This is a genomic window from Acinetobacter sp. yr461, assembly GCF_900110445.1.
Lineage (GTDB): Bacteria > Pseudomonadota > Gammaproteobacteria > Pseudomonadales > Moraxellaceae > Acinetobacter > Acinetobacter calcoaceticus.
The window spans coordinates 36,854-54,789 of record NZ_FODU01000004.1 but is presented as its reverse complement, the minus strand read 5'-3'; the positions used below and the strand labels follow the sequence as shown (position 1 = coordinate 54,789).

Below are 17,936 nucleotides of genomic sequence, written 5' to 3'. Positions count from 1 at the left end.
CTTTTGATACACTCAACTCCCCCTAACAATTTTAACGCACCGAGGCAAAATGACATGAAAGTAGGTCTGGTCGGTTGGCGCGGGATGGTCGGTTCCGTCCTTATGCAACGTATGGTTGAAGAGAATGATTTTGCTCATATTGAGCCATTTTATTTCTCTACCAGTAATGCAGGTGGTGAAGCTCCTTCATTTGGTGGTAAGACTGCCCCAGCACTTATGGAAGCTACAGACATTAATAGTCTGAAGCAAATGGATGTCATTATTACCTGTCAAGGTGGTGACTATACGTCTGAAGTTTTCCCACAGTTAAAAGCAACTGGCTGGAATGGCTACTGGATTGATGCAGCCTCTACTTTACGTATGTCAGATGATGCAATCATCGTTCTTGACCCAGTAAACCTTAACGTTATCAAAGATGGTTTGGCTAACGGCACCAAAACTTTCGTAGGCGGTAACTGTACTGTATCGCTTATGTTGATGGGTTTAGGTTCACTTTTCCAAAACAATTTGGTGGAGTGGATGACTGCTATGACTTATCAAGCAGCATCAGGCGCTGGCGCACAAAACATGCGTGAGCTAATTACTGGTATGGGCTACTTATATAACAATACCAAAACGTTGTTAGATGACCCTAAATCTGCAATTTTGGATATTGATCGTCAAGTTGCCGAGTTACAACGTGGCGAAGGTTTCCCATCTGCTAACTTTGGCGTGCCATTAGCTGGGTCGTTGATTCCTTACATTGATAAGCAACTTGAAAGCGGTCAGTCAAAAGAAGAATGGAAAGGTCAGGTTGAAACCAACAAGATCTTGGGTAATTCACAAATTGTTCCAATCGATGGTCACTGTGTCCGTATTGGGGCGATGCGTTGCCACTCTCAAGCATTGACGATCAAGTTGAAAAAAGATGTCCCGCTTGATGAAATCGAAGATATGATTCGTACTTCAAACCAATGGGCGAAAGTTGTACCAAACACTCGTGAAGCGTCTATGACTGACCTTACACCTGTTGCTGTAACTGGTACTTTAACTGTACCTGTCGGTCGTTTGCGTAAACTTAACATGGGTAAAGAATATTTAGGCGCATTCACAGTAGGTGATCAGTTACTTTGGGGTGCTGCTGAACCTTTACGTCGTATGTTACGTATCTTAGTAGAATACAAAAGCTCATAATTTGGTCTGAATTATTCAGTCAAAACAAAAAGCCGATCACATTAGATCGGCTTTTTCGTAACTGGTTTGTGAAAAATTTACAATTTATTTACATTTCATTATTGTATAATTTTGAACGACTTTACGACTTATTAGGTCATGGATTGAGATGACTGTTTATAACAAATTAAAAATTGCCATTTTCACCATTATGTCTTCGCCATCTATTTATGCGATTACATTAGACCCTATACAAATTCAGTCCGCGCCCGGCGATTTGTTATATGCAGAAATGAACTTCCAGCAAGCTGATCCCAATTCCACTTTGCAAGTCAGTTTAGCAACCCCCGACGATTTAAGTGCTTTGGGTGTGACTCATCAACCTCCGGGAAATCTTAATTTTTATACACGCCAAAATGGTCAAGGCTCTGGGGTTATTGTTATTACCTCATCCCGACCTGTTAATGATTCTGAACTCAATATTGTTGTAAAAATCAGTGAAGGTTCTGCAACGCGTTTACAGCATATCAAGACTGTAATTAAGCCTTCTACTATAAAAAAGACCGAAAATAACGAAAGTACTTTATCGCCTCAGCTTATTGTGAATGAAAAAGATATTGCTTTAAATCTGCCGGAAAGTACCCGATATACTTCATCTGCTCCTGCCCTAGCTACCACTAACTCGAATAGTGAACAAAACCTGAATATCAAGTCTGGGACTGTCCCAGCGATAAATACAAATTCATCTGCCCCACTTAGCGAAAACTCTTCGGCTCAACAAGTTGTAACAAGCACTATTCCTGATCAGGCAGCAACAAAAAATCAAATTACATCTGCTATTAATAAGTCAGATGCAAATAATTCGCCAAAAACGCCAGTTAAAAAGTTAGCAGTACAAAAGAAATCTGTTCCATCCAAAAATCTCAGTCAAAATGCTCCAAAGAAACAAACCCTAAGTCCGTCTAGAGGACCAGTAACTTCAGGTAAATATGTAGTACAACACAATGAGTCTCTATGGAGCATTGCTAATCGTATTGCAGCGAAAACCAAACAGCCAGTTGCGAAAGTCATGCACGATATCCAAAAACAAAACCAGCATGCTTTTATCCAAGGTGATGTAAACCGTTTACGTCAGGGAATTGCTCTAAAACTCGCCCATACTCCTGTCTCTAAAACTCAGCAAAATAAATCAAAAACAGAAATAACGCATACTGCAAAATCACCTTCTGGCAAAGCTAAATACCGTTTGCAACAAGCAGAAATGAGTATCGTGGCTGAAAACAGCCAAAATTCTACACATGGAAGTGCTAAAAAGAGCACACAACAAAGTCAAAACAATACTGAGTTAGCAGTAAAAGTTATGACAAAAAGAGAAAAAAACGTTACATTACAAAGGAATGTAACCAAATTAAATCAAACTTTACGGTTAAAAGACCAACGTATTCAACTTTTGAATGCGCGTTTGGCAGAGTTACAACAGCAGTTACAAGCACAGCAAAACACTCACAAGCAAAAACATTAAGTTAAAACCAGAGTTAGCTCGCTTTATATTGCAAATATTTATTTTTTAAGGGGAAAGTAATGTTATATGTGATTCCGTTCATCATATTGCTCGTGGTCGCTGTTATTTTTAAAAAACGCGAGAATAGCCAGAAACAAGAGGCCACCTCCCCTAAAACGGTAAATAAAAAAACCAATAAAAAGGCAAACTCCAAATCGAGTAAAAACTCGCGTGAAAAAAGTAAAGTAAATGTGGTAGAAGAAACTCTTCCACCTATTCCACAAAGCACCCCTGTTCCAGAAGCTGTACGTCAAAAAATCAAACAGCTCATTCAAGAAAAGCAATATTCAGCCGCTGAAGCTCAAGTAAATCAGGCGCTAAAAAAAGATAATACTCAACATGAGCTTTATTTATTATTGCTTGAAGTCCATATTGCACAGAAAGATGAATTTGCCATAACACAACTGATTAGTCATATTCGAAGTCTGGCATTACATGAAATCGCGACTCAAGCTGAAACTAGACAAAAAGAATATGAGTCATCAAGACAACCCGATGCCATCGATTTCCCTCAAGCTCAAACATACGAAGAGCCAAAAAATACACCAGACACAACAGCTCAGTTTGACCAATTAACAACAAATTCTTCTGAAGCTTCTTTTGATGACTTGCAGAAAGACTATACCTCTGAAAAGCAAGAACCTGCTGTTGAAGTTGAGCCTCTGGAATTTAATTTCTCATTTGAGCAAAAAACAACAGGAGTCGATTCTGCTAAATCTGTAGATAAAATTAACACTGAAACAGCCAGTGAAACAAATGACTTAAATACTTTAGAGTTTTCATTTGATTTAGAGCCCATCCCAAATAAAGCAGAAAAGTCTCTTGAGCCTAGCTCTGAATTGACTGTTGAAACAATCAAAATTGATACAACAGCTACGCCAGACATTGATCTTGATTTTAGTAATTTTTCAATAGAAAAAGAGTCTGCCCCACAAAGCAATAACTCTCAAGAAATCGTCCTAGAAGAAAATATTCAAACTCAACCGTTATCAGTTGAAACCCTTGAGTTTTCTTTAAATCCTATAGAGTCTGAAGATAATCAACCGAATTTAAATGAATCAGAACTTAGCCTTGAAAACAACGACCCACTTGTCCAAGCTTTTCCAGAATTAAAACAGTTAGATGAAAATGAACTCGACTTAAAACTTGCAGAGCAATATATCAGGTTAGGTGCTTACCCAGCAGCGCACGCCTTGTTGGCAAGTAATGAGCAAAAATTCAACATAGAGCAACAACAACGCGCGAAAAATCTACTAAATCACATAGCTTCTTAAGGCTGATCGTTTTACCATAAGCAGTCAAAGATGACTGCTTTTGTGCCTGAAAAAGATGAAAAAAATAGCCTTATTTTATATGGGTGGTACTTTTGGCTGTGTAGGTGAACCTTTAGCGCCTATGCCATATGACCAATTCTTACCTCAACTTGAAAAAGTTATACCACCCCACTTAACGGTCGACTGTTTTGCTGCCCCAAATATTGTAGATAGCAGTGCTTGTACAGCGCCCGACTGGCTACGTCTTATTCAATGCATACAACAACTACAACTTGAAGGCTATCAGCACTTCGTCGTTATTCATGGTACAGATACTCTCAGTTATGCTGCTGCGACTCTAGCTCGTTTTCTAGGCCAGAGCTGCCATATAGTTATTACTGGCAGTCAATATCCTCTCCTGAATATTCAAGGAAATGATACCCGTGAGTTTACCGATGCAATTGATAATTTATATCTTGCATTAGAGCAGGCGATTAGCTTACCTGTGGGTACTTACCTTGCGTTTCATCATCAAGTATTTCATGCTCAAACTGTGTTAAAGACACATACCACTGAACTTGACGCTTTTTCCGGTCTTAAAGCTGAGTCTGAATTTACACCTCAGCAAAACGGGTTAATTCTGCAAGATACGCAAATCGAGCGTGCAGCATCTTTTCAAATCTTGAATTGGATGATGCAACCTATTGCGACTACTCAGCTCGTTCAACAATTACGAAATTTACTGCCAGCCCCACCTCAATTTTTAGTATTGCAAGGTTTTGGTACTGGAAACATAGCTGTTAATCAGGAACTACTCACAACATTAGATGAGCTCTATACATGTGGCTGTGTTCCGATTCTTACGACTCAGGTTACGTTTGGTGGTATTGATCAACGCTATGCAATTAGTGAGTGGACAAAAACTGCAAAAATTGTCATTAGTGATACACATAGTCATGCAGATCTCTATGCAAAAGCACTTCAAATCTATTTAAAATACTCAACCCCAGAACAATGGCTCAGCCATTGGAACGAAAATTTGCATTAAATAGAGGAAAAGCCATGCAACGTTATGCAGTCGGTATTGAATTTAGCGGAGTTCAATATCGAGGTTGGCAAACACAACAGCCAGGCGTTGCCAGCGTACAAGAAACCATTGAACGTGTGCTTAGCAAAGTCGCAAATGAGCCTATAGCACTTCATGGTGCTGGTCGTACCGATGCAGGAGTACATGCGACAAATATGGTGGCACACTTCGATACGCATGCCATTCGCCCAGAAACAGGGTGGTTAAGAGGGGCAAACAGCCAACTACCTAAAGATATTTCCATTCAGTGGATTAAACTGATGGATGAAAGTTTTCATGCTCGTTTTAAAGCGACTGCTCGACGTTACCGCTATATTATATATAACACTCCTCATCGCCCTGCACTATTGCATAAACAGGTTACTCACATTTACCAACAGTTAGATGTGAAAAAGATGATTGAAGCAGCAAGTAAATTTGAAGGCACTCATAACTTTGAAAGCTTCCGTGCAGCGGCCTGCCAGTCAAATCAGCCTGTTCGACATGTAAAACATTGCCGTTTATTTGAACATGGACGCTATTTGGTCTTAGATATTCAAGCAGATGGTTTTTTACACCATATGGTTCGTAACATTGTTGGATGCTTACTCGAAATTGGTCAAGGTATGTACGAAGTTGATCATATCGATACAATGTTTGCTGCACAAGATCGTAAGGCAGCAGGTGTAACTGCCCCGCCAGATGGTCTTTATTTTATTCAGTGTAATTATCCTGAGCAGTTTGATTTGCCTCAGCCACCACTTGGACCACATTGGCTAAACTTACCTGAGTAAGCTTAGCCTGTTCTATATATACTTATTTAGCGATGCTGTTTACGTTTCCGGTATTCAACAGGTGTCTCATTTGTCCAGCGTTTGAATGCGCGATAGAAAGTACTCGGTTCAGAGAAGCCTGTTAAATACACAATACGTTCAACACTCTCGTTGGTATTTGCCAAAAGTTTTTTAGCTAAACGGCAACGATAGTCAGAAAGTATCTGCTGAAAACTGGTATTCGCCTCACTTAGCTGAGTGCGTAAGCGACGTGGGGTAATATTCAACTGAGCAGCAACCGTTTCCAAGGTTGTTTCTCCGCTTTCTAACGTTGAACCAATTGCTCTACGAACTTCACCCACTAAATCATAACGCGCTAATTCCTGTAGTTTTTCAATCGCAAGCTGCTCATGCAATTGCAATAACTCAGGCTCTGCTTGCCAAAGCTGAAAATCTAGAATAGCGGGATCAAAATATAAACGTGTTTCTTTTTGACCTAAACTAACCGGACAGCCATATACGCGGAAATATTCATCCTCAGCTGCTCCTTCGCTGAAGTTAAAATCGATAAAGATCGGATGAAATTGCCCTTCGGTAATAAATTTAAAAAATCTAAGGATGCCCGAAATTGCACATTCAGAGAAATGGCGATTAACAAGATTATCAGCACCGATCTGCTCGCCATTGGTTAAATAACAACGCCCTTCTTCAATCACTAGCTTTGCATCAAATGCGTCACTAATGAGGCGCTGATAGGCCAAAGCCCGCTTTAGGCCTTCACCAAAGGTATCACTACTAATAAATAGATGTTCAATGACCTGACCACGATACAAAGGCAAATGCTCACCCAAATGCAGTCCGATATCTGGATCTTTACTGACTTCCTGAGCGGCAGTCCAAAAGGCATACTGTGCACTTAACGGTGTACGTGCATTCGTATCAACCTGATTTAAAGCAACTCCCGCTTTGGTTAATATTTCTTCTGTTGGCAATCCCGCACGACGAATCGCTTGATAGCCAAAGCGTAATACAACTGATGCATCTGTTAGCTGACCCACGCAGTGCCCTTCCATGTAGATACTTCATTGATATTTAGGGCCGTTGACTTTTACGCAATTAACAGTCCCTAATAACTATGATTTTAGATTAGCGTTGATTGACCAAACTGACAACAGAATTACACTTCTTTTGTGAAAAAAATTACATCTTTTTTTATTAGTCATACTTTAACCAGATGCTTGAGTAGAAGTATGTCTATCTTGTTTTTTTTAAATAAATTGACTATAATTTGCGCCTTTCCAATTTGATCATCAGGTAGGCTATGGCCAATAAAGAGGAACTCATTGAGTTCGAAGGCGTTGTCACCGAAACGCTTCCTAATACGATGTTCCGTGTACGTCTTGAAAACGGTCACGAAGTTATTGCACACATTTCTGGTAAAATGCGTAAACACTATATTCGTATTCTTACTGGCGACAGTGTAAAAGTCGAAATGACTCCATATGACCTCACTAAAGGTCGTATCACGTACCGTGCTCGCTAATTAGTGAATGCAAAAAAGCCACTTCATGATGTGGCTTTTTTATTGCGTTGTTTATTCACTTAAGCGACTGGTTTTACATCCCACCGTTTGGCATTCACGCAATCTTTCTTGCAGCCAATGGTTTCTTTCCTGCGTTGTCTGTAAACGGCATTGCACGTCTACACTATTTCTATTTGAATCTGTACACTCAGCATCACGTTGACGTATCCATGCGAGCTGAGATTTCTTAAGAATATTTTTTTGCGTGGTATTTAACTTTACTCGCAATGCTTGATAATTCTTATTCAGATCCGCATCAGCACTCGCATAGATTTTATTTGTACAGTAAATATCATCATAAGTATTGCGAGCACTATCACAGTTATCTGCATAGGCGACAGTCATTCCTAAACTGCATAAAAATGCAAAAGCAATTTTTCTCATCGTATTTTCCTTTCGTTTTCTACAAAATTATTATTAGAACGGTTTGAATGTAAGGATAAGTCTAAAGGTAAGTTCACCTTTCATTTATCATAATCTTCCTTTTTTACTTTACAAGTATTCAAATCCAACCTATTGTTCTTTAATAATAAATATAATTTTTTATTGAGATAAAAATGAATATAGATACCCGATGTAAAATTGGCCTACTTTGTTTGATCATAATGAATGTGAACGGTTGCACTAGCCATCCACGCCAATCTATAGACTTACAAGAGTATTTAAAGAGCTTTCTAGGTAAATCTTCTGCAACTATTCGACAAGACATCAATCTACGTAGTCTTGGTTTTCAAGTCGCTAACGCTCCACAGAAAACACCCAATCAACTCATCTATACGATTTTACGTCCATTAAACATCCCAATCCCGATGGTGACTAATGTCGATATGAGAGGTAACTCTGTTGCTATACAGTCAGGTAATCTGGGTGGCAACTCTTACGATGTGAATTTCAACTGCAAAGTTATTTTCCAGCTTAAAAATGATATTGCCGAATCTATTCAATATGAAGGTAAAGCCTGCTAAAACATAACCATAAAAAAACGCAGCTTTAAGCTGCGTTTTTTAGCGAAGTGTTTTTTAAGCAAGCACAGCAACAACTGCTTCACCCATCTCGGCTGTACCAACTTTTGTCATACCTTCAGACATAATGTCTGCTGTACGCAAGCCTTGATCAAGTACTTGACCTACAGCGTCTTCAATTGCTTTTGCAGCAGCTTCTTCACGGAATGTATAACGAAGCATCATTGCAACAGAAAGAATAGTTGCTAATGGATTGGCAACATTTTGGCCAGCAATGTCAGGTGCAGAACCATGACAAGGTTCGTACATACCTTTGCCATTTTCATCTAAAGAAGCTGATGGCAGCATGCCGATTGAGCCTGTAAGCATTGCAGCTTCATCAGATAAGATATCGCCAAACAAGTTACCTGTTACGATCACGTCAAACTGTTTTGGAGCACGTACAAGCTGCATTGCAGCATTATCCACATACATATGTGAAAGCTGAATGTTTGAATAACTCGCTTGCTGCAAATCAGTAACTGTTTGCTTCCAAAGTTCTGTTACTTCTAAAACATTCGCTTTATCGACCGAACAGACTTTACCACCACGTAAACCGGCAAGTTCAAAAGCAACTTTTGCAATGCGCTTAATTTCACTTTCAGAATAAACGTCAGTGTTATAGCCTTGTTTTTCGCCGTTTTCGAGTTCACGAATACCACGTGGCTGACCGAAATAGATACCGCCAGTAAGCTCACGAACAATCAGAATATCTAAACCAGCAACAATTTCAGGTTTTAAGCTAGAAGCATCTGCCAATTGCGGATAAAGAATGGCTGGACGCAAGTTAGCAAACAAGTTGAGTTCACTACGAATTTTTAAAAGACCGCGTTCAGGACGGATAGAACGCTCAATCGCATCCCATTTTGGTCCGCCTACTGCACCCAGTAAAATTGCATCAGCTTTTTTTGCCTGTTCACTCGTTACAGCTGGATACGGTTCGCCATGTGCATCAATTGCCGCACCACCTAATAGGCCATGTTCCCAAGTCAACGATAAATTAAATTTTTCATTTACTGTATTTAATACTTTTTCTGCTGCCCCAACAATTTCAGGACCAATACCATCACCAGCTAAAATTAAAATCTGTTTAGACATGAACTTTTTCCATTTTCCAAAAAACAAGCAGTGTTATGACGACCGCGGTGTTAGTTTTTTCTGTTCAAGGAACTCGCCTAGCCCTGTTGTTACATCAAATGGTCGACAAAAACGGCGAATAACACGCTCATCTTGCTCTAAGTCGACACATAATGGATCTGGTACAGAAACATTCAGCAAACTACCCGAACGGTTAGTTTTGTCTCGGTACATTTTAAATGTATAGCGATGGTTGGCATTAAACTGGTGAATCACATGGATTGTTTCGGCCCGATCTGGAGAAATCGGATAGAAACGGATCACCACTTCATATTGTTTCGCAGGCACAGATAAATATAAACTGTTGGTTTGGCCGAGCACTGAACCATGCAACCGTACAATTCCTTGATGAATTGCCTGATTACTAATTCTTCGTGTTTGCGCATCCACTACAGTAATATCATTTAGTCGTTCAAATTCACAACTCTTCGCACCCGAACAATATATTGCTGCATTCTGCCCCAAATTTTCTTGTTCAGCCTGCTTAATACGGACAGTATCCACTACATTGTACGTGCTCTGACAAGCACTGAGTGTTATTGCGCACAGGCTCAACAAAAAGCTATGAGTAACGTTCCTCTTCATTGTTCAAGCCCAATCCTCATCTAGTGCATAATTTTAAGGTGTTTTTATGCTTTAGCATGTTAGCAAGAGTTTGAACACTACGCCATGGCTATGTTTAAAATGTACCAAAAGGTTAATTTAACTCTTGGAATACCCAAGGACGAACCTGTTTAGTTTTTTCTTCATAAGCGCGAATTGCATCCGCATTTTGAAGCGTTAAACCAATATCATCCAAGCCATTTAACAAGCAATGCTTGCGAAATGGATCAACTTCAAATTTAAAAGCTTCACCTGTTGGGGTACGCACTTCCTGAGCCGCTAAATCAATTGTTAATTGATATCCTTCATTGGCAGCGCATTCTTTAAATAACTGATCAACAATTTCTTCTGACAAAATGACAGGTAACATGCCATTTTTGAAACAGTTATTAAAGAAAATATCAGCAAAGCTTGGCGCAATAACAGTACGAAAACCATATTCATTCAATGCCCAAGGCGCATGCTCACGGCTTGAACCACAACCAAAGTTAGTACGAGCAATTAAAACATTTGCTCCTTGATAACGTGGCTGGTTCAAAATGAAATCCGGATTTTTTGGACGAACTGAATTATCTTGTCCCGGATAGCCTTCATCTAAATAACGAAGTTCATCAAATAAGTTATCGCCAAAACCAGTACGTTTGATTGATTTCAAAAACTGTTTGGGAATAATTAAATCTGTATCAACATTGGCACGATCTAATGGTGCAACGATACCTTGTTCAACTGTATAAGCTTTCATGGTTTGCTCCAGACCGAATTAAAATGAACGAACATCAACAAAGTGACCTGCGATTGCAGCCGCTGCCGCCATTGCTGGGCTCACCAAGTGAGTGCGACCACCATTGCCTTGACGACCCTCAAAGTTACGGTTAGACGTCGATGCACAGTGTTCACCTGGCTGTAATTTATCTGCATTCATTGCTAAACACATTGAACAACCTGGTTCACGCCATTCAAAACCAGCTTCCAAGAAGATTTTATCTAAGCCTTCTTTTTCTGCCTGTTGTTTAACTAAACCTGAACCCGGAACAATCATGGCTTGCTTAATGCTAGATGCCACTTTACGGCCTTTAACCACCTCAGCCGCAGCACGGATATCTTCAATACGAGAGTTAGTACAAGAACCAATAAAGACACGGTCAAGTTGAATATCAGCTAAAGCCTGACCTGCATTTAAACCCATATATTGATAAGCACGCGTCCAGTCATTACGTTGAACGTCATCTTTAGCTTGTTCTAAAGTTGGTACAGCTTCTGTTACCGGAATAACCATCTCAGGTGAAGTTCCCCAAGACACTTGTGGTTCGATCTCTGCGCCATTTAATTCAACTACAGCATCAAAGGTAGCATCTTCATCTGAATGCAAAGTGTCCCAGTAAGCAACTGCTTGTTCCCACTGCTCGCCTTTTGGCGCATAGCTACGGCCTTTCACGTATTCAACGGTTTTGTCATCGACAGCAACCATGCCTACACGAGCACCCGCTTCAATCGCCATGTTACATACCGTCATACGTCCTTCAATCGACATATCACGGAACACCTGACCACCAAATTCAATCGCGTAACCTGTACCACCTGCGGTACCAATTTTAGCAATAATTGCCAATACCACATCTTTTGGTGTCACACCTTTGCCTAATACGCCATCTACACGGATTAACATATTTTTAGATTTTTTCTGAATCAAACATTGTGTTGCTAACACATGTTCAACTTCAGAAGTTCCAATACCATGTGCCAAACAACCAAAAGCACCGTGTGTTGCTGTATGTGAATCACCACACACTACGGTCATGCCCGGTAAAGTTAAGCCTTGTTCTGGGCCAACGACATGCACAATACCCTGACGGATATCATTAATATTAAATTCAACAATATTAAAGGCTTTACAATTGTCATCTAAGGTTTGAACCTGAATACGAGACGTATCATCTTCAATACCCGCGATGCCTTGCTCACGTTCCTTTTTAGATGTTGGAACGTTATGGTCTGGCGTAGCAACGTTTGCACTTAAACGCCATGGTTGACGACCCGCAAGTTGCAAACCTTCAAATGCTTGTGGACTAGTCACTTCATGCAATAAATGACGGTCAATATAAAGTAAACATGAGCCATCATCACGCTGTGAAACAACGTGGTCATCCCACAATTTGTCATATAAAGTTTTGCCTGCCATGTCGTCTTGCTCCATTGGACTGGGTAATTCTAATCTTTCTTCGATTATAGCCAGAGTTTCACATAAATCTAATTTATCATTTTTATAAATTAGAAAACTTTTTGGAATCAATCATAATCCCTTCTATACACATCAAATTTAATAAATCGTTTTTGTTAATGATTATCATTTGCATAATCAATTTTTAATCTTATACTCTCATCTCTATACTAAAAATATCTAAAGTGGCTAAAGAGAATGATTATGGCTAATATTCAAAAATTCGTTGTAAATAATCAACGTACCTTAAAGAAAACCTTCAGCTATTACATTATGCATATTAGTGTAGCGATGATAGTTGCATACTTTGTAACAGGTAATATCTGGATGGCTTTAACCTTAAGTATGCTTGAGCCAACCGTACAAGCATTTGCTTTTTTCTTTCATGAAAAAGTATGGGCAGCTAAAGACCGCCGCATTTCAGCCTTAGCTGAGAAAGAGACAACGGCTTAGGCTAAGATTAGTGCGGTAATTCATAACTTTCTAACTCGTTTTGCTGCAAGCATGATACGATTTTGGCTTGGCAACTTTAGCCCCTCGATTTTTCTATTCCAAGTTGAGTTGTATTATGAATCTTGCAGCCTTTGAAGCTTTTGTAAAAGTTATGGAAACAGGGTCTATCTCTGTGGCAGCAGATCAATTATTTATTACTCAACCTGCTGTAACCAAACGGATTCACAGCTTAGAAGAATATTTTGGTGTCAAACTATTTGAGTCCGCAGGCCGAGGCGTTCAAGCAACTCATGCTGCACATTCATTATTACCAAAAGTTAAAAACTGGCTAAATGAGCTTGGAGACATCCATCACACCCTAAGCCATGAGCAAAATCAGGTACAAGGTCGTTTAAAAATTGGAACGAGTCATCATATTGGCTTGCATCATTTACCCGCGCCCCTTAAACACTTTGTTCAGCAATTTCCGCAAGTCACTTTAGATGTGCATTTTGTTGACTCAGAGCAAGCGCATGAAAAAGTGCTTGCTGGTGATTTAGAGTTAGCATTTTTAACACTTCCCCCTTCAGGTGATGAGCGCCTTAACTACATTACCATCTGGAATGATCCTTTAGTTTTTGTTGCTGCCCCTTTTCATCCACTGGCACAAAAAAAGAATCTGACCTTACAAGATTTAATTGAATATCCGAGCTTGTTACCCGCTGCACAAACTTACACTGCTCAAATCACTTTAGCCGAGTTTGAAAAACAAGGGCTTAAACCCAAAATCACCATGAGCAATAACCCGCTTGAGTCTATTCGTATGCTGGTGTCTATTGGTTTAGGTTGGTCAGTTTTACCAAAAACTCTGTTGAATCAGGATATGCAGCAGCTTGATTTAGATGTAAAAATGAATCGTCAATTAGGCATGGTATGGCATCCTGCGCGCACTCAATCTAGAGCTATGCAAGAACTGATTAAAATGATGCAAGAGTAGTTGAATTATTAGCGACTATATTTTTTAAAAAGGATATAAACCAGAACAGCAAAAGGTAATAGTAAAAATAGGATGCCCCAACCAAAGAAAATAGCAGCAAAGATAATACCGAGTAAAGTACCTGAAAATAATAAAAAAATAATGTAAATGAAGAGCTCACCAATGAGTGTGATGAAACCGTCAATCAGTTGCCCACCAAATTCTTCAAGAAGATTACCTTTACGAGTCTTCTTTTTTTCGGCCTCATTCTGATTATCCATCATATCCTCCACACATCATCAGGACCGATTTAAATCGCCCTTACTCTCAATACAGCAAAAGCGATTTAAATATAAGGCTCTTTTCAAGTTGATAAAAAACTCTCATTTGATGCGCATAATTTAATTTATCAAAGCTGCAATAGGCTTCGAATTTGTTGCACCATTTGGTTTTCATCAAGCATATGATGTGGAATGGTCATCGTTAATAGTTGATCTGATCGAAAATGACGGTCAACTTCAAGCATAACATGCGTTTGATTAGGTTCAGCAATGAAAGAGACTTCTACCTCATTAAACCCACTAAACATATGTGAAGAGACAAATTCAAGTTCTTGGTAACAACCAATTGTTGATCTAAAATTTCGCGCAGTAAGTTGACCTTTTTCTACATCAACTGTTGATAAAATAAAGCTACATCGCTGCATGGCCTGTAAAAACATTTGCATAGCGGGAGTTGGCAGCATCTTTAGATAATCACGATCAGTTGCATCTAATCCCCAATCAACATCCATATGAGTTTGAATCCAAACACGTGTACCATTTCGTCGACAAGCGACTTCGGTAATCGGTGTCTCAAATGGTAATTGAGTACTGAAAGGGAAAGAATGAGCTTGATGTGCTGGCAATAAAAAACGAGAATTTACTAACCACTCTTGTAAGACCAAAGGTTGATTAAACTCATGGTCACCAGATTCAACTTCTGCCATTGTCATCAACTTCAAATAAAGACCATTAATCTCTTTATCAGATGATCCCCCCTTGAAGCTAATTTCCCCATGCAGTGTCTCGCCTGCTTGCAAGTTTGGATTGTGTAAAACGGTTTCTACCGTTACACCTTGAAGGCCCAAACCAGACATAATTTTATTAAACATTTTTTCTCTAACCTTTCGAATTATTTGATGTCATCTGTAGCAGCACACTTATTCTTAAAGCGCATCATCTCCAGCGAGCTGAATCTTACCTTCTGCAACTTCATTCATAAATTGCTGATAGTCATTTAGATTGCGCTCTGCATACTCTTCTGCATACGTTTGCAATACTTCTACGATCGTATTGCCCTCTCCAAGATATCCCATAAGTACATCAGCATTTCCAGACTTAGCATGGGCATGAGCTAAAGCCAAACCACAACTTTCAGCATACTCATAGAAATACTCATCATCCATATCACTAAGATCAACCGAGATTTTCATATCACGTAACTGACGTACATGAAAATGTTGATTGGATATCGAAGAAAATCCAAGGAAGATGTCACTGGCGGCTTGCATAAGTTGCTGGCCGTGTATCACGCGCTCGCCTTCATGTTTTACTTTTTCTACAAATAACGGACTTAGAATCGATGGATTCGCTTCTTTCATTTGTAAAATTAACGGTTCCCGATCTGCGTCCTGAAATAATGCAATCGCAGATCGTGTACCAACACTTCCGACTCCCACCACTTTTAAAGCCACATCGGTTCGTTGATAACGATCAAAAAGTACTTGGCGATCATATTTCAAAGAATCACGATATTGCTGAAAGAAGGCATCAACATCCTTACTGAACGGTTCATCTGCCTTTGGATGCCATAATAACGGCGCATCATCCACAAAATGGCGAAATCCTGTATCTTGATCTTGCTGTGTGAGCTTCGGTAAAACAGAATATGCATTTCTCTTCTGCGCTGAATCAAGATGCTTCGCGCGTTTCTTTCTCAGTTTTCGGCATTCAGTGTTTTCTAATAAGGTACTAGCATCAACTTTTTCATACCAAACCTGTAGAGGCGAAAGGTTCGCATTTTCTAATAAGTGCTGACGATAACTATTCAACATCGTTTTAATTGCTTTTAAACCCACTTTATCCGCAAGATCAATATCACGAGCAGCAATCACAAAACTGGTTGCTAAACGCTTTAAATCCCATTCAAATGGGGCAACCAAAGTTTCATCAAAATCATTGATTCCAAACAATAGATTACGCTCTGGACTAGCAAACCCACCAAAATTACTTAAATGACAATCGCCACAAATCTGTTGAAATAAACCTGAGTTCACCTGCTCCCAAGCTTGATCAAACAGCATCAAAGAAGGCATACCACGATAAAATGTAAACGGTGAAACGCTCATTCGTTTTGCACGAATCGGTTTGAGCTGCTCTAAACGCCCTTGATTACTCCAATCATAGATTGTTAAAGCAGTTATACCTTTTGGTCGCTCAGAAAGCTCTGACAGCTGTTCTCTCGGAACTTTTTTACGTTGAGCCTTACCTAATTTGAAGCCTTCGCTTTTATTAAGTAATTTCCCCTGATAGCTATGACGTGTTAAATCAATACTTTCATCATTCCAAAGTTGTTTGGGTAATTTAATTTGTGGCGTTTTTGGCATTATTCCCTCATTTTTAAATTAGAATTTTTTATATTCTTAAACCTTTACCAAGATAAAATTTATTTTTTATTGGGCATATTTATATCTACTTTATAGAACAAAATTTATAAAAAACATTCAAAAAATGATTTTAAATATAATGAATTAGGAGTTGGAAGACCTCAAAGCTTTGCAAGCTACTCTACCAACTCCCCAATCTTAAATCGACCAGTCTTGAATTTCCCAGCTATTTTCTTGAGCCAGCTTTTCAAGGCGATCATCAGGATTTACAGCAATCGCATGGGTCGCATATTCAAGCAAAAAGCGATCGTTGATTGAGTCTGAATATGCCCAAGATTCAGATACGCTGCGTCCAGCCAACCAGTCGTCGAGACGCGCAAGTTTACCTTTTTGATAACACGCCAAGCCCGCAACTTTACCCGTATATTTCCCATCCGCAACTTCAGCATTGGTTGCCAAAATTTCGGTAATACCAAATTCACGGAAAATAGGCGCAGTAATAAAATCACTTGTTGCCGTAATACCCACAATTGTATGACCTAAATCTTGATGCTTTTTGATTGCATCAAAACCTTTTGGACGCATTTGTGGGCGAATCACTTTTTGCATGAACAATTGGTGAAGCTCAGTTAAGTAGTTATTGTCGTGCTTTGTTAAAAATCCAAAGACAAATTCATTATAAGCATATGGGTCAAGTTGCCCTGCTTTGTAATCTTCATAAAATTTATCATTCATCTGACGATGATGAACCGGATCAACCAAACCTTCATTGACTAAAAATTCACCCCATGAGTGGTCTGAATCCGTATTTAACAAGGTATGGTCTAAATCAAACAACGCCAGTTTCATGAAAATTCTCGTTTAAACTGAAATTTAAGAAAAAAAATGTAAATCTATCTCCGCTAGTCGATAGAAATTCGTTAAGATCGTAGCAATTTAAACATTTTACTTTGATCTTTTCGAGCTGGACATAAAAAAGTGTTTGTCCCCGCGATTAAAGTCAACGATATAGACAATATTTAGGTAGCCAAATGATCGATTCAGAAGGTTTCCGACCGAATGTCGGGATCATTTTGGCAAACGATGATGGACAGGTTTTATGGGCAAAGCGCATTGGTCACAATGCTTGGCAGTTTCCACAAGGAGGCATTCAGTTTGGAGAAACCCCTGAACAGGCACTTTTTCGAGAACTGAGAGAAGAAATCGGCTTATTGCCCGAACATGTCCAGATTATTGCGCAAACCAAAGGATGGCTGCGTTATCGTTTGCCACATAGGTACATTCGGTCAGACTCTGACCCCGTATGTATCGGACAGAAACAAAAATGGTTTTTACTGAAATTGACTGCGCATGCAAGAAATATTCAGTTAGACCTCTCTGACCCACCCGAATTCGATGAATGGCAGTGGGTTAGCTATTGGTATCCTCTTGGACAAGTGGTGAACTTCAAGCGTGATGTTTATCGCAAAGCCATGGTGGAGTTGTGTACACAGTTGCCAATGCAACAATTACCCTAAAAATCATTTATCTAGCAA

20 protein-coding genes are annotated in these 17,936 nt (G+C 39.4%); 10 read left to right on the top strand and 10 right to left on the bottom strand.

The genetic code is table 11. The features are described 5' to 3' along the window. The first annotated feature begins 54 nt into the window (after positions 1–54). The 5 genes from asd (at position 55) to truA (ending at position 5,826) form a co-directional block, all read left to right on the top strand. Positions 55–1,173, top strand: coding sequence for an aspartate-semialdehyde dehydrogenase (gene asd / locus BMW38_RS08435; protein WP_003654731.1), 1,119 nt, complete (start codon positions 55–57; stop codon positions 1,171–1,173). 148 nt (positions 1,174–1,321) lie between these two features. Further along, complete coding sequence (locus tag BMW38_RS08430) at positions 1,322–2,674, top strand: type IV pilus assembly protein FimV (protein ID WP_092707239.1); 1,353 nt, start codon at positions 1,322–1,324, stop codon at positions 2,672–2,674. 59 nt (positions 2,675–2,733) lie between these two features. Continuing rightward, positions 2,734–3,987: a hypothetical protein gene (locus BMW38_RS08425; RefSeq protein WP_092707237.1), complete on the top strand. Its 1,254-nt coding sequence runs from the start codon at positions 2,734–2,736 to the stop codon at positions 3,985–3,987. 55 nt (positions 3,988–4,042) lie between these two features. Beyond that, positions 4,043–5,014 (top strand): asparaginase, encoded by a 972-nt coding sequence (locus BMW38_RS08420; RefSeq protein ID WP_092707235.1) that lies wholly within the window; start codon positions 4,043–4,045, stop codon positions 5,012–5,014. A gap of 14 nt (positions 5,015–5,028) precedes the next feature. Then, positions 5,029–5,826, top strand: a complete 798-nt coding sequence (truA, locus tag BMW38_RS08415) for a tRNA pseudouridine(38-40) synthase TruA (RefSeq protein WP_092707233.1) — start codon at positions 5,029–5,031, stop codon at positions 5,824–5,826. Positions 5,827–5,852: 26 nt separating this feature from the next. On the opposite strand, the gene BMW38_RS08410 is transcribed toward truA, so the two are convergent. Next, positions 5,853–6,863, bottom strand: a complete 1,011-nt coding sequence (locus BMW38_RS08410; protein ID WP_005037036.1) for an AraC family transcriptional regulator — start codon at positions 6,861–6,863, stop codon at positions 5,853–5,855. Positions 6,864–7,126: 263 nt separating this feature from the next. Between BMW38_RS08410 and infA the strand changes: the two genes are divergently transcribed. Then, positions 7,127–7,348: a translation initiation factor IF-1 gene (gene infA / locus BMW38_RS08405; protein ID WP_001284370.1), complete on the top strand. Its 222-nt coding sequence runs from the start codon at positions 7,127–7,129 to the stop codon at positions 7,346–7,348. Positions 7,349–7,399: 51 nt separating this feature from the next. On the opposite strand, the gene BMW38_RS08400 is transcribed toward infA, so the two are convergent. Continuing rightward, positions 7,400–7,771 (bottom strand): lysozyme inhibitor LprI family protein, encoded by a 372-nt coding sequence (locus BMW38_RS08400; protein ID WP_092707231.1) that lies wholly within the window; start codon positions 7,769–7,771, stop codon positions 7,400–7,402. Between the two features lie 173 nt (positions 7,772–7,944). On the opposite strand from BMW38_RS08400, the gene BMW38_RS08395 reads away from it, so the two are divergent. Then, the gene (locus BMW38_RS08395) at positions 7,945–8,352 is read left to right on the top strand and encodes a hypothetical protein (RefSeq protein WP_045434880.1); all 408 of its coding nucleotides are present in this window, start codon (positions 7,945–7,947) and stop codon (positions 8,350–8,352) included. Between the two features lie 54 nt (positions 8,353–8,406). On the opposite strand, the gene leuB is transcribed toward BMW38_RS08395, so the two are convergent. From leuB to leuC, 4 genes are all read right to left on the bottom strand, one after another. Continuing rightward, a complete protein-coding gene (gene leuB / locus BMW38_RS08390) occupies positions 8,407–9,486 on the bottom strand; it encodes a 3-isopropylmalate dehydrogenase (RefSeq protein WP_003654715.1) in 1,080 nt (359 codons plus the stop codon). A gap of 33 nt (positions 9,487–9,519) precedes the next feature. Next, positions 9,520–10,110 carry a hypothetical protein gene (locus BMW38_RS08385; protein ID WP_003654712.1) on the bottom strand — a complete coding sequence of 197 codons (591 nt, stop codon included), beginning with the start codon at positions 10,108–10,110 and terminating at the stop codon, positions 9,520–9,522. Between the two features lie 112 nt (positions 10,111–10,222). After that, on the bottom strand, positions 10,223–10,870 hold the full coding sequence (gene leuD, locus BMW38_RS08380; RefSeq protein ID WP_045126241.1) for a 3-isopropylmalate dehydratase small subunit: 648 nt from the start codon (positions 10,868–10,870) through the stop codon (positions 10,223–10,225). Positions 10,871–10,888: 18 nt separating this feature from the next. Then, positions 10,889–12,307 (bottom strand): 3-isopropylmalate dehydratase large subunit, encoded by a 1,419-nt coding sequence (gene leuC / locus BMW38_RS08375; protein WP_005037045.1) that lies wholly within the window; start codon positions 12,305–12,307, stop codon positions 10,889–10,891. A gap of 237 nt (positions 12,308–12,544) precedes the next feature. On the opposite strand from leuC, the gene BMW38_RS08370 reads away from it, so the two are divergent. Both BMW38_RS08370 and BMW38_RS08365 read left to right on the top strand, forming a co-directional pair. Then, positions 12,545–12,799, top strand: coding sequence for a DUF2061 domain-containing protein (locus BMW38_RS08370; RefSeq protein ID WP_003654707.1), 255 nt, complete (start codon positions 12,545–12,547; stop codon positions 12,797–12,799). 115 nt (positions 12,800–12,914) lie between these two features. Further along, positions 12,915–13,775, top strand: a complete 861-nt coding sequence (locus BMW38_RS08365) for a LysR family transcriptional regulator (RefSeq protein WP_004640979.1) — start codon at positions 12,915–12,917, stop codon at positions 13,773–13,775. A gap of 8 nt (positions 13,776–13,783) precedes the next feature. Here BMW38_RS08365 and BMW38_RS08360 read toward each other — a convergent pair whose 3' ends face one another. The 4 genes from BMW38_RS08360 to BMW38_RS08345 all read right to left on the bottom strand — a co-directional run bounded on the left by BMW38_RS08360 (position 13,784) and on the right by BMW38_RS08345 (position 17,250). Beyond that, a complete protein-coding gene (locus tag BMW38_RS08360; protein WP_092707229.1) occupies positions 13,784–14,035 on the bottom strand; it encodes a hypothetical protein in 252 nt (83 codons plus the stop codon). Positions 14,036–14,163: 128 nt separating this feature from the next. Beyond that, positions 14,164–14,907 (bottom strand): sporulation protein, encoded by a 744-nt coding sequence (locus BMW38_RS08355; protein ID WP_092707227.1) that lies wholly within the window; start codon positions 14,905–14,907, stop codon positions 14,164–14,166. A 54-nt stretch (positions 14,908–14,961) separates the two neighbouring features. After that, positions 14,962–16,401: a DUF2252 domain-containing protein gene (locus BMW38_RS08350; protein WP_092707225.1), complete on the bottom strand. Its 1,440-nt coding sequence runs from the start codon at positions 16,399–16,401 to the stop codon at positions 14,962–14,964. 198 nt (positions 16,402–16,599) lie between these two features. Continuing rightward, a complete protein-coding gene (locus BMW38_RS08345) occupies positions 16,600–17,250 on the bottom strand; it encodes an HAD family hydrolase (RefSeq protein WP_045126237.1) in 651 nt (216 codons plus the stop codon). A 182-nt stretch (positions 17,251–17,432) separates the two neighbouring features. Between BMW38_RS08345 and BMW38_RS08340 the strand changes: the two genes are divergently transcribed. Further along, complete coding sequence (locus BMW38_RS08340) at positions 17,433–17,918, top strand: RNA pyrophosphohydrolase (protein ID WP_003654696.1); 486 nt, start codon at positions 17,433–17,435, stop codon at positions 17,916–17,918. Positions 17,919–17,936 lie beyond the last annotated feature (18 nt).

Bases quoted from the DNA above. Each gene is read 5' to 3' on its own strand.
- asd (WP_003654731.1), top strand. From the start codon at position 55: ATGAAAGTAGGTCTGGTCGGTTGGCGCGGGATGGTCGGTTCCGTCCTT.
- BMW38_RS08430 (WP_092707239.1), top strand. From the start codon at position 1,322: ATGACTGTTTATAACAAATTAAAAATTGCCATTTTCACCATTATGTCT.
- BMW38_RS08425 (WP_092707237.1), top strand. From the start codon at position 2,734: ATGTTATATGTGATTCCGTTCATCATATTGCTCGTGGTCGCTGTTATT.
- BMW38_RS08420 (WP_092707235.1), top strand. From the start codon at position 4,043: ATGAAAAAAATAGCCTTATTTTATATGGGTGGTACTTTTGGCTGTGTA.
- truA (WP_092707233.1), top strand. From the start codon at position 5,029: ATGCAACGTTATGCAGTCGGTATTGAATTTAGCGGAGTTCAATATCGA.
- infA (WP_001284370.1), top strand. From the start codon at position 7,127: ATGGCCAATAAAGAGGAACTCATTGAGTTCGAAGGCGTTGTCACCGAA.
- BMW38_RS08400 (WP_092707231.1), bottom strand. From the start codon at position 7,771: ATGAGAAAAATTGCTTTTGCATTTTTATGCAGTTTAGGAATGACTGTC.
- BMW38_RS08395 (WP_045434880.1), top strand. From the start codon at position 7,945: ATGAATATAGATACCCGATGTAAAATTGGCCTACTTTGTTTGATCATA.
- leuB (WP_003654715.1), bottom strand. From the start codon at position 9,486: ATGTCTAAACAGATTTTAATTTTAGCTGGTGATGGTATTGGTCCTGAA.
- BMW38_RS08385 (WP_003654712.1), bottom strand. From the start codon at position 10,110: ATGAAGAGGAACGTTACTCATAGCTTTTTGTTGAGCCTGTGCGCAATA.
- leuD (WP_045126241.1), bottom strand. From the start codon at position 10,870: ATGAAAGCTTATACAGTTGAACAAGGTATCGTTGCACCATTAGATCGT.
- leuC (WP_005037045.1), bottom strand. From the start codon at position 12,307: ATGGCAGGCAAAACTTTATATGACAAATTGTGGGATGACCACGTTGTT.
- BMW38_RS08370 (WP_003654707.1), top strand. From the start codon at position 12,545: ATGATTATGGCTAATATTCAAAAATTCGTTGTAAATAATCAACGTACC.
- BMW38_RS08365 (WP_004640979.1), top strand. From the start codon at position 12,915: ATGAATCTTGCAGCCTTTGAAGCTTTTGTAAAAGTTATGGAAACAGGG.
- BMW38_RS08360 (WP_092707229.1), bottom strand. From the start codon at position 14,035: ATGGATAATCAGAATGAGGCCGAAAAAAAGAAGACTCGTAAAGGTAAT.
- BMW38_RS08355 (WP_092707227.1), bottom strand. From the start codon at position 14,907: ATGTTTAATAAAATTATGTCTGGTTTGGGCCTTCAAGGTGTAACGGTA.
- BMW38_RS08350 (WP_092707225.1), bottom strand. From the start codon at position 16,401: ATGCCAAAAACGCCACAAATTAAATTACCCAAACAACTTTGGAATGAT.
- BMW38_RS08345 (WP_045126237.1), bottom strand. From the start codon at position 17,250: ATGAAACTGGCGTTGTTTGATTTAGACCATACCTTGTTAAATACGGAT.
- BMW38_RS08340 (WP_003654696.1), top strand. From the start codon at position 17,433: ATGATCGATTCAGAAGGTTTCCGACCGAATGTCGGGATCATTTTGGCA.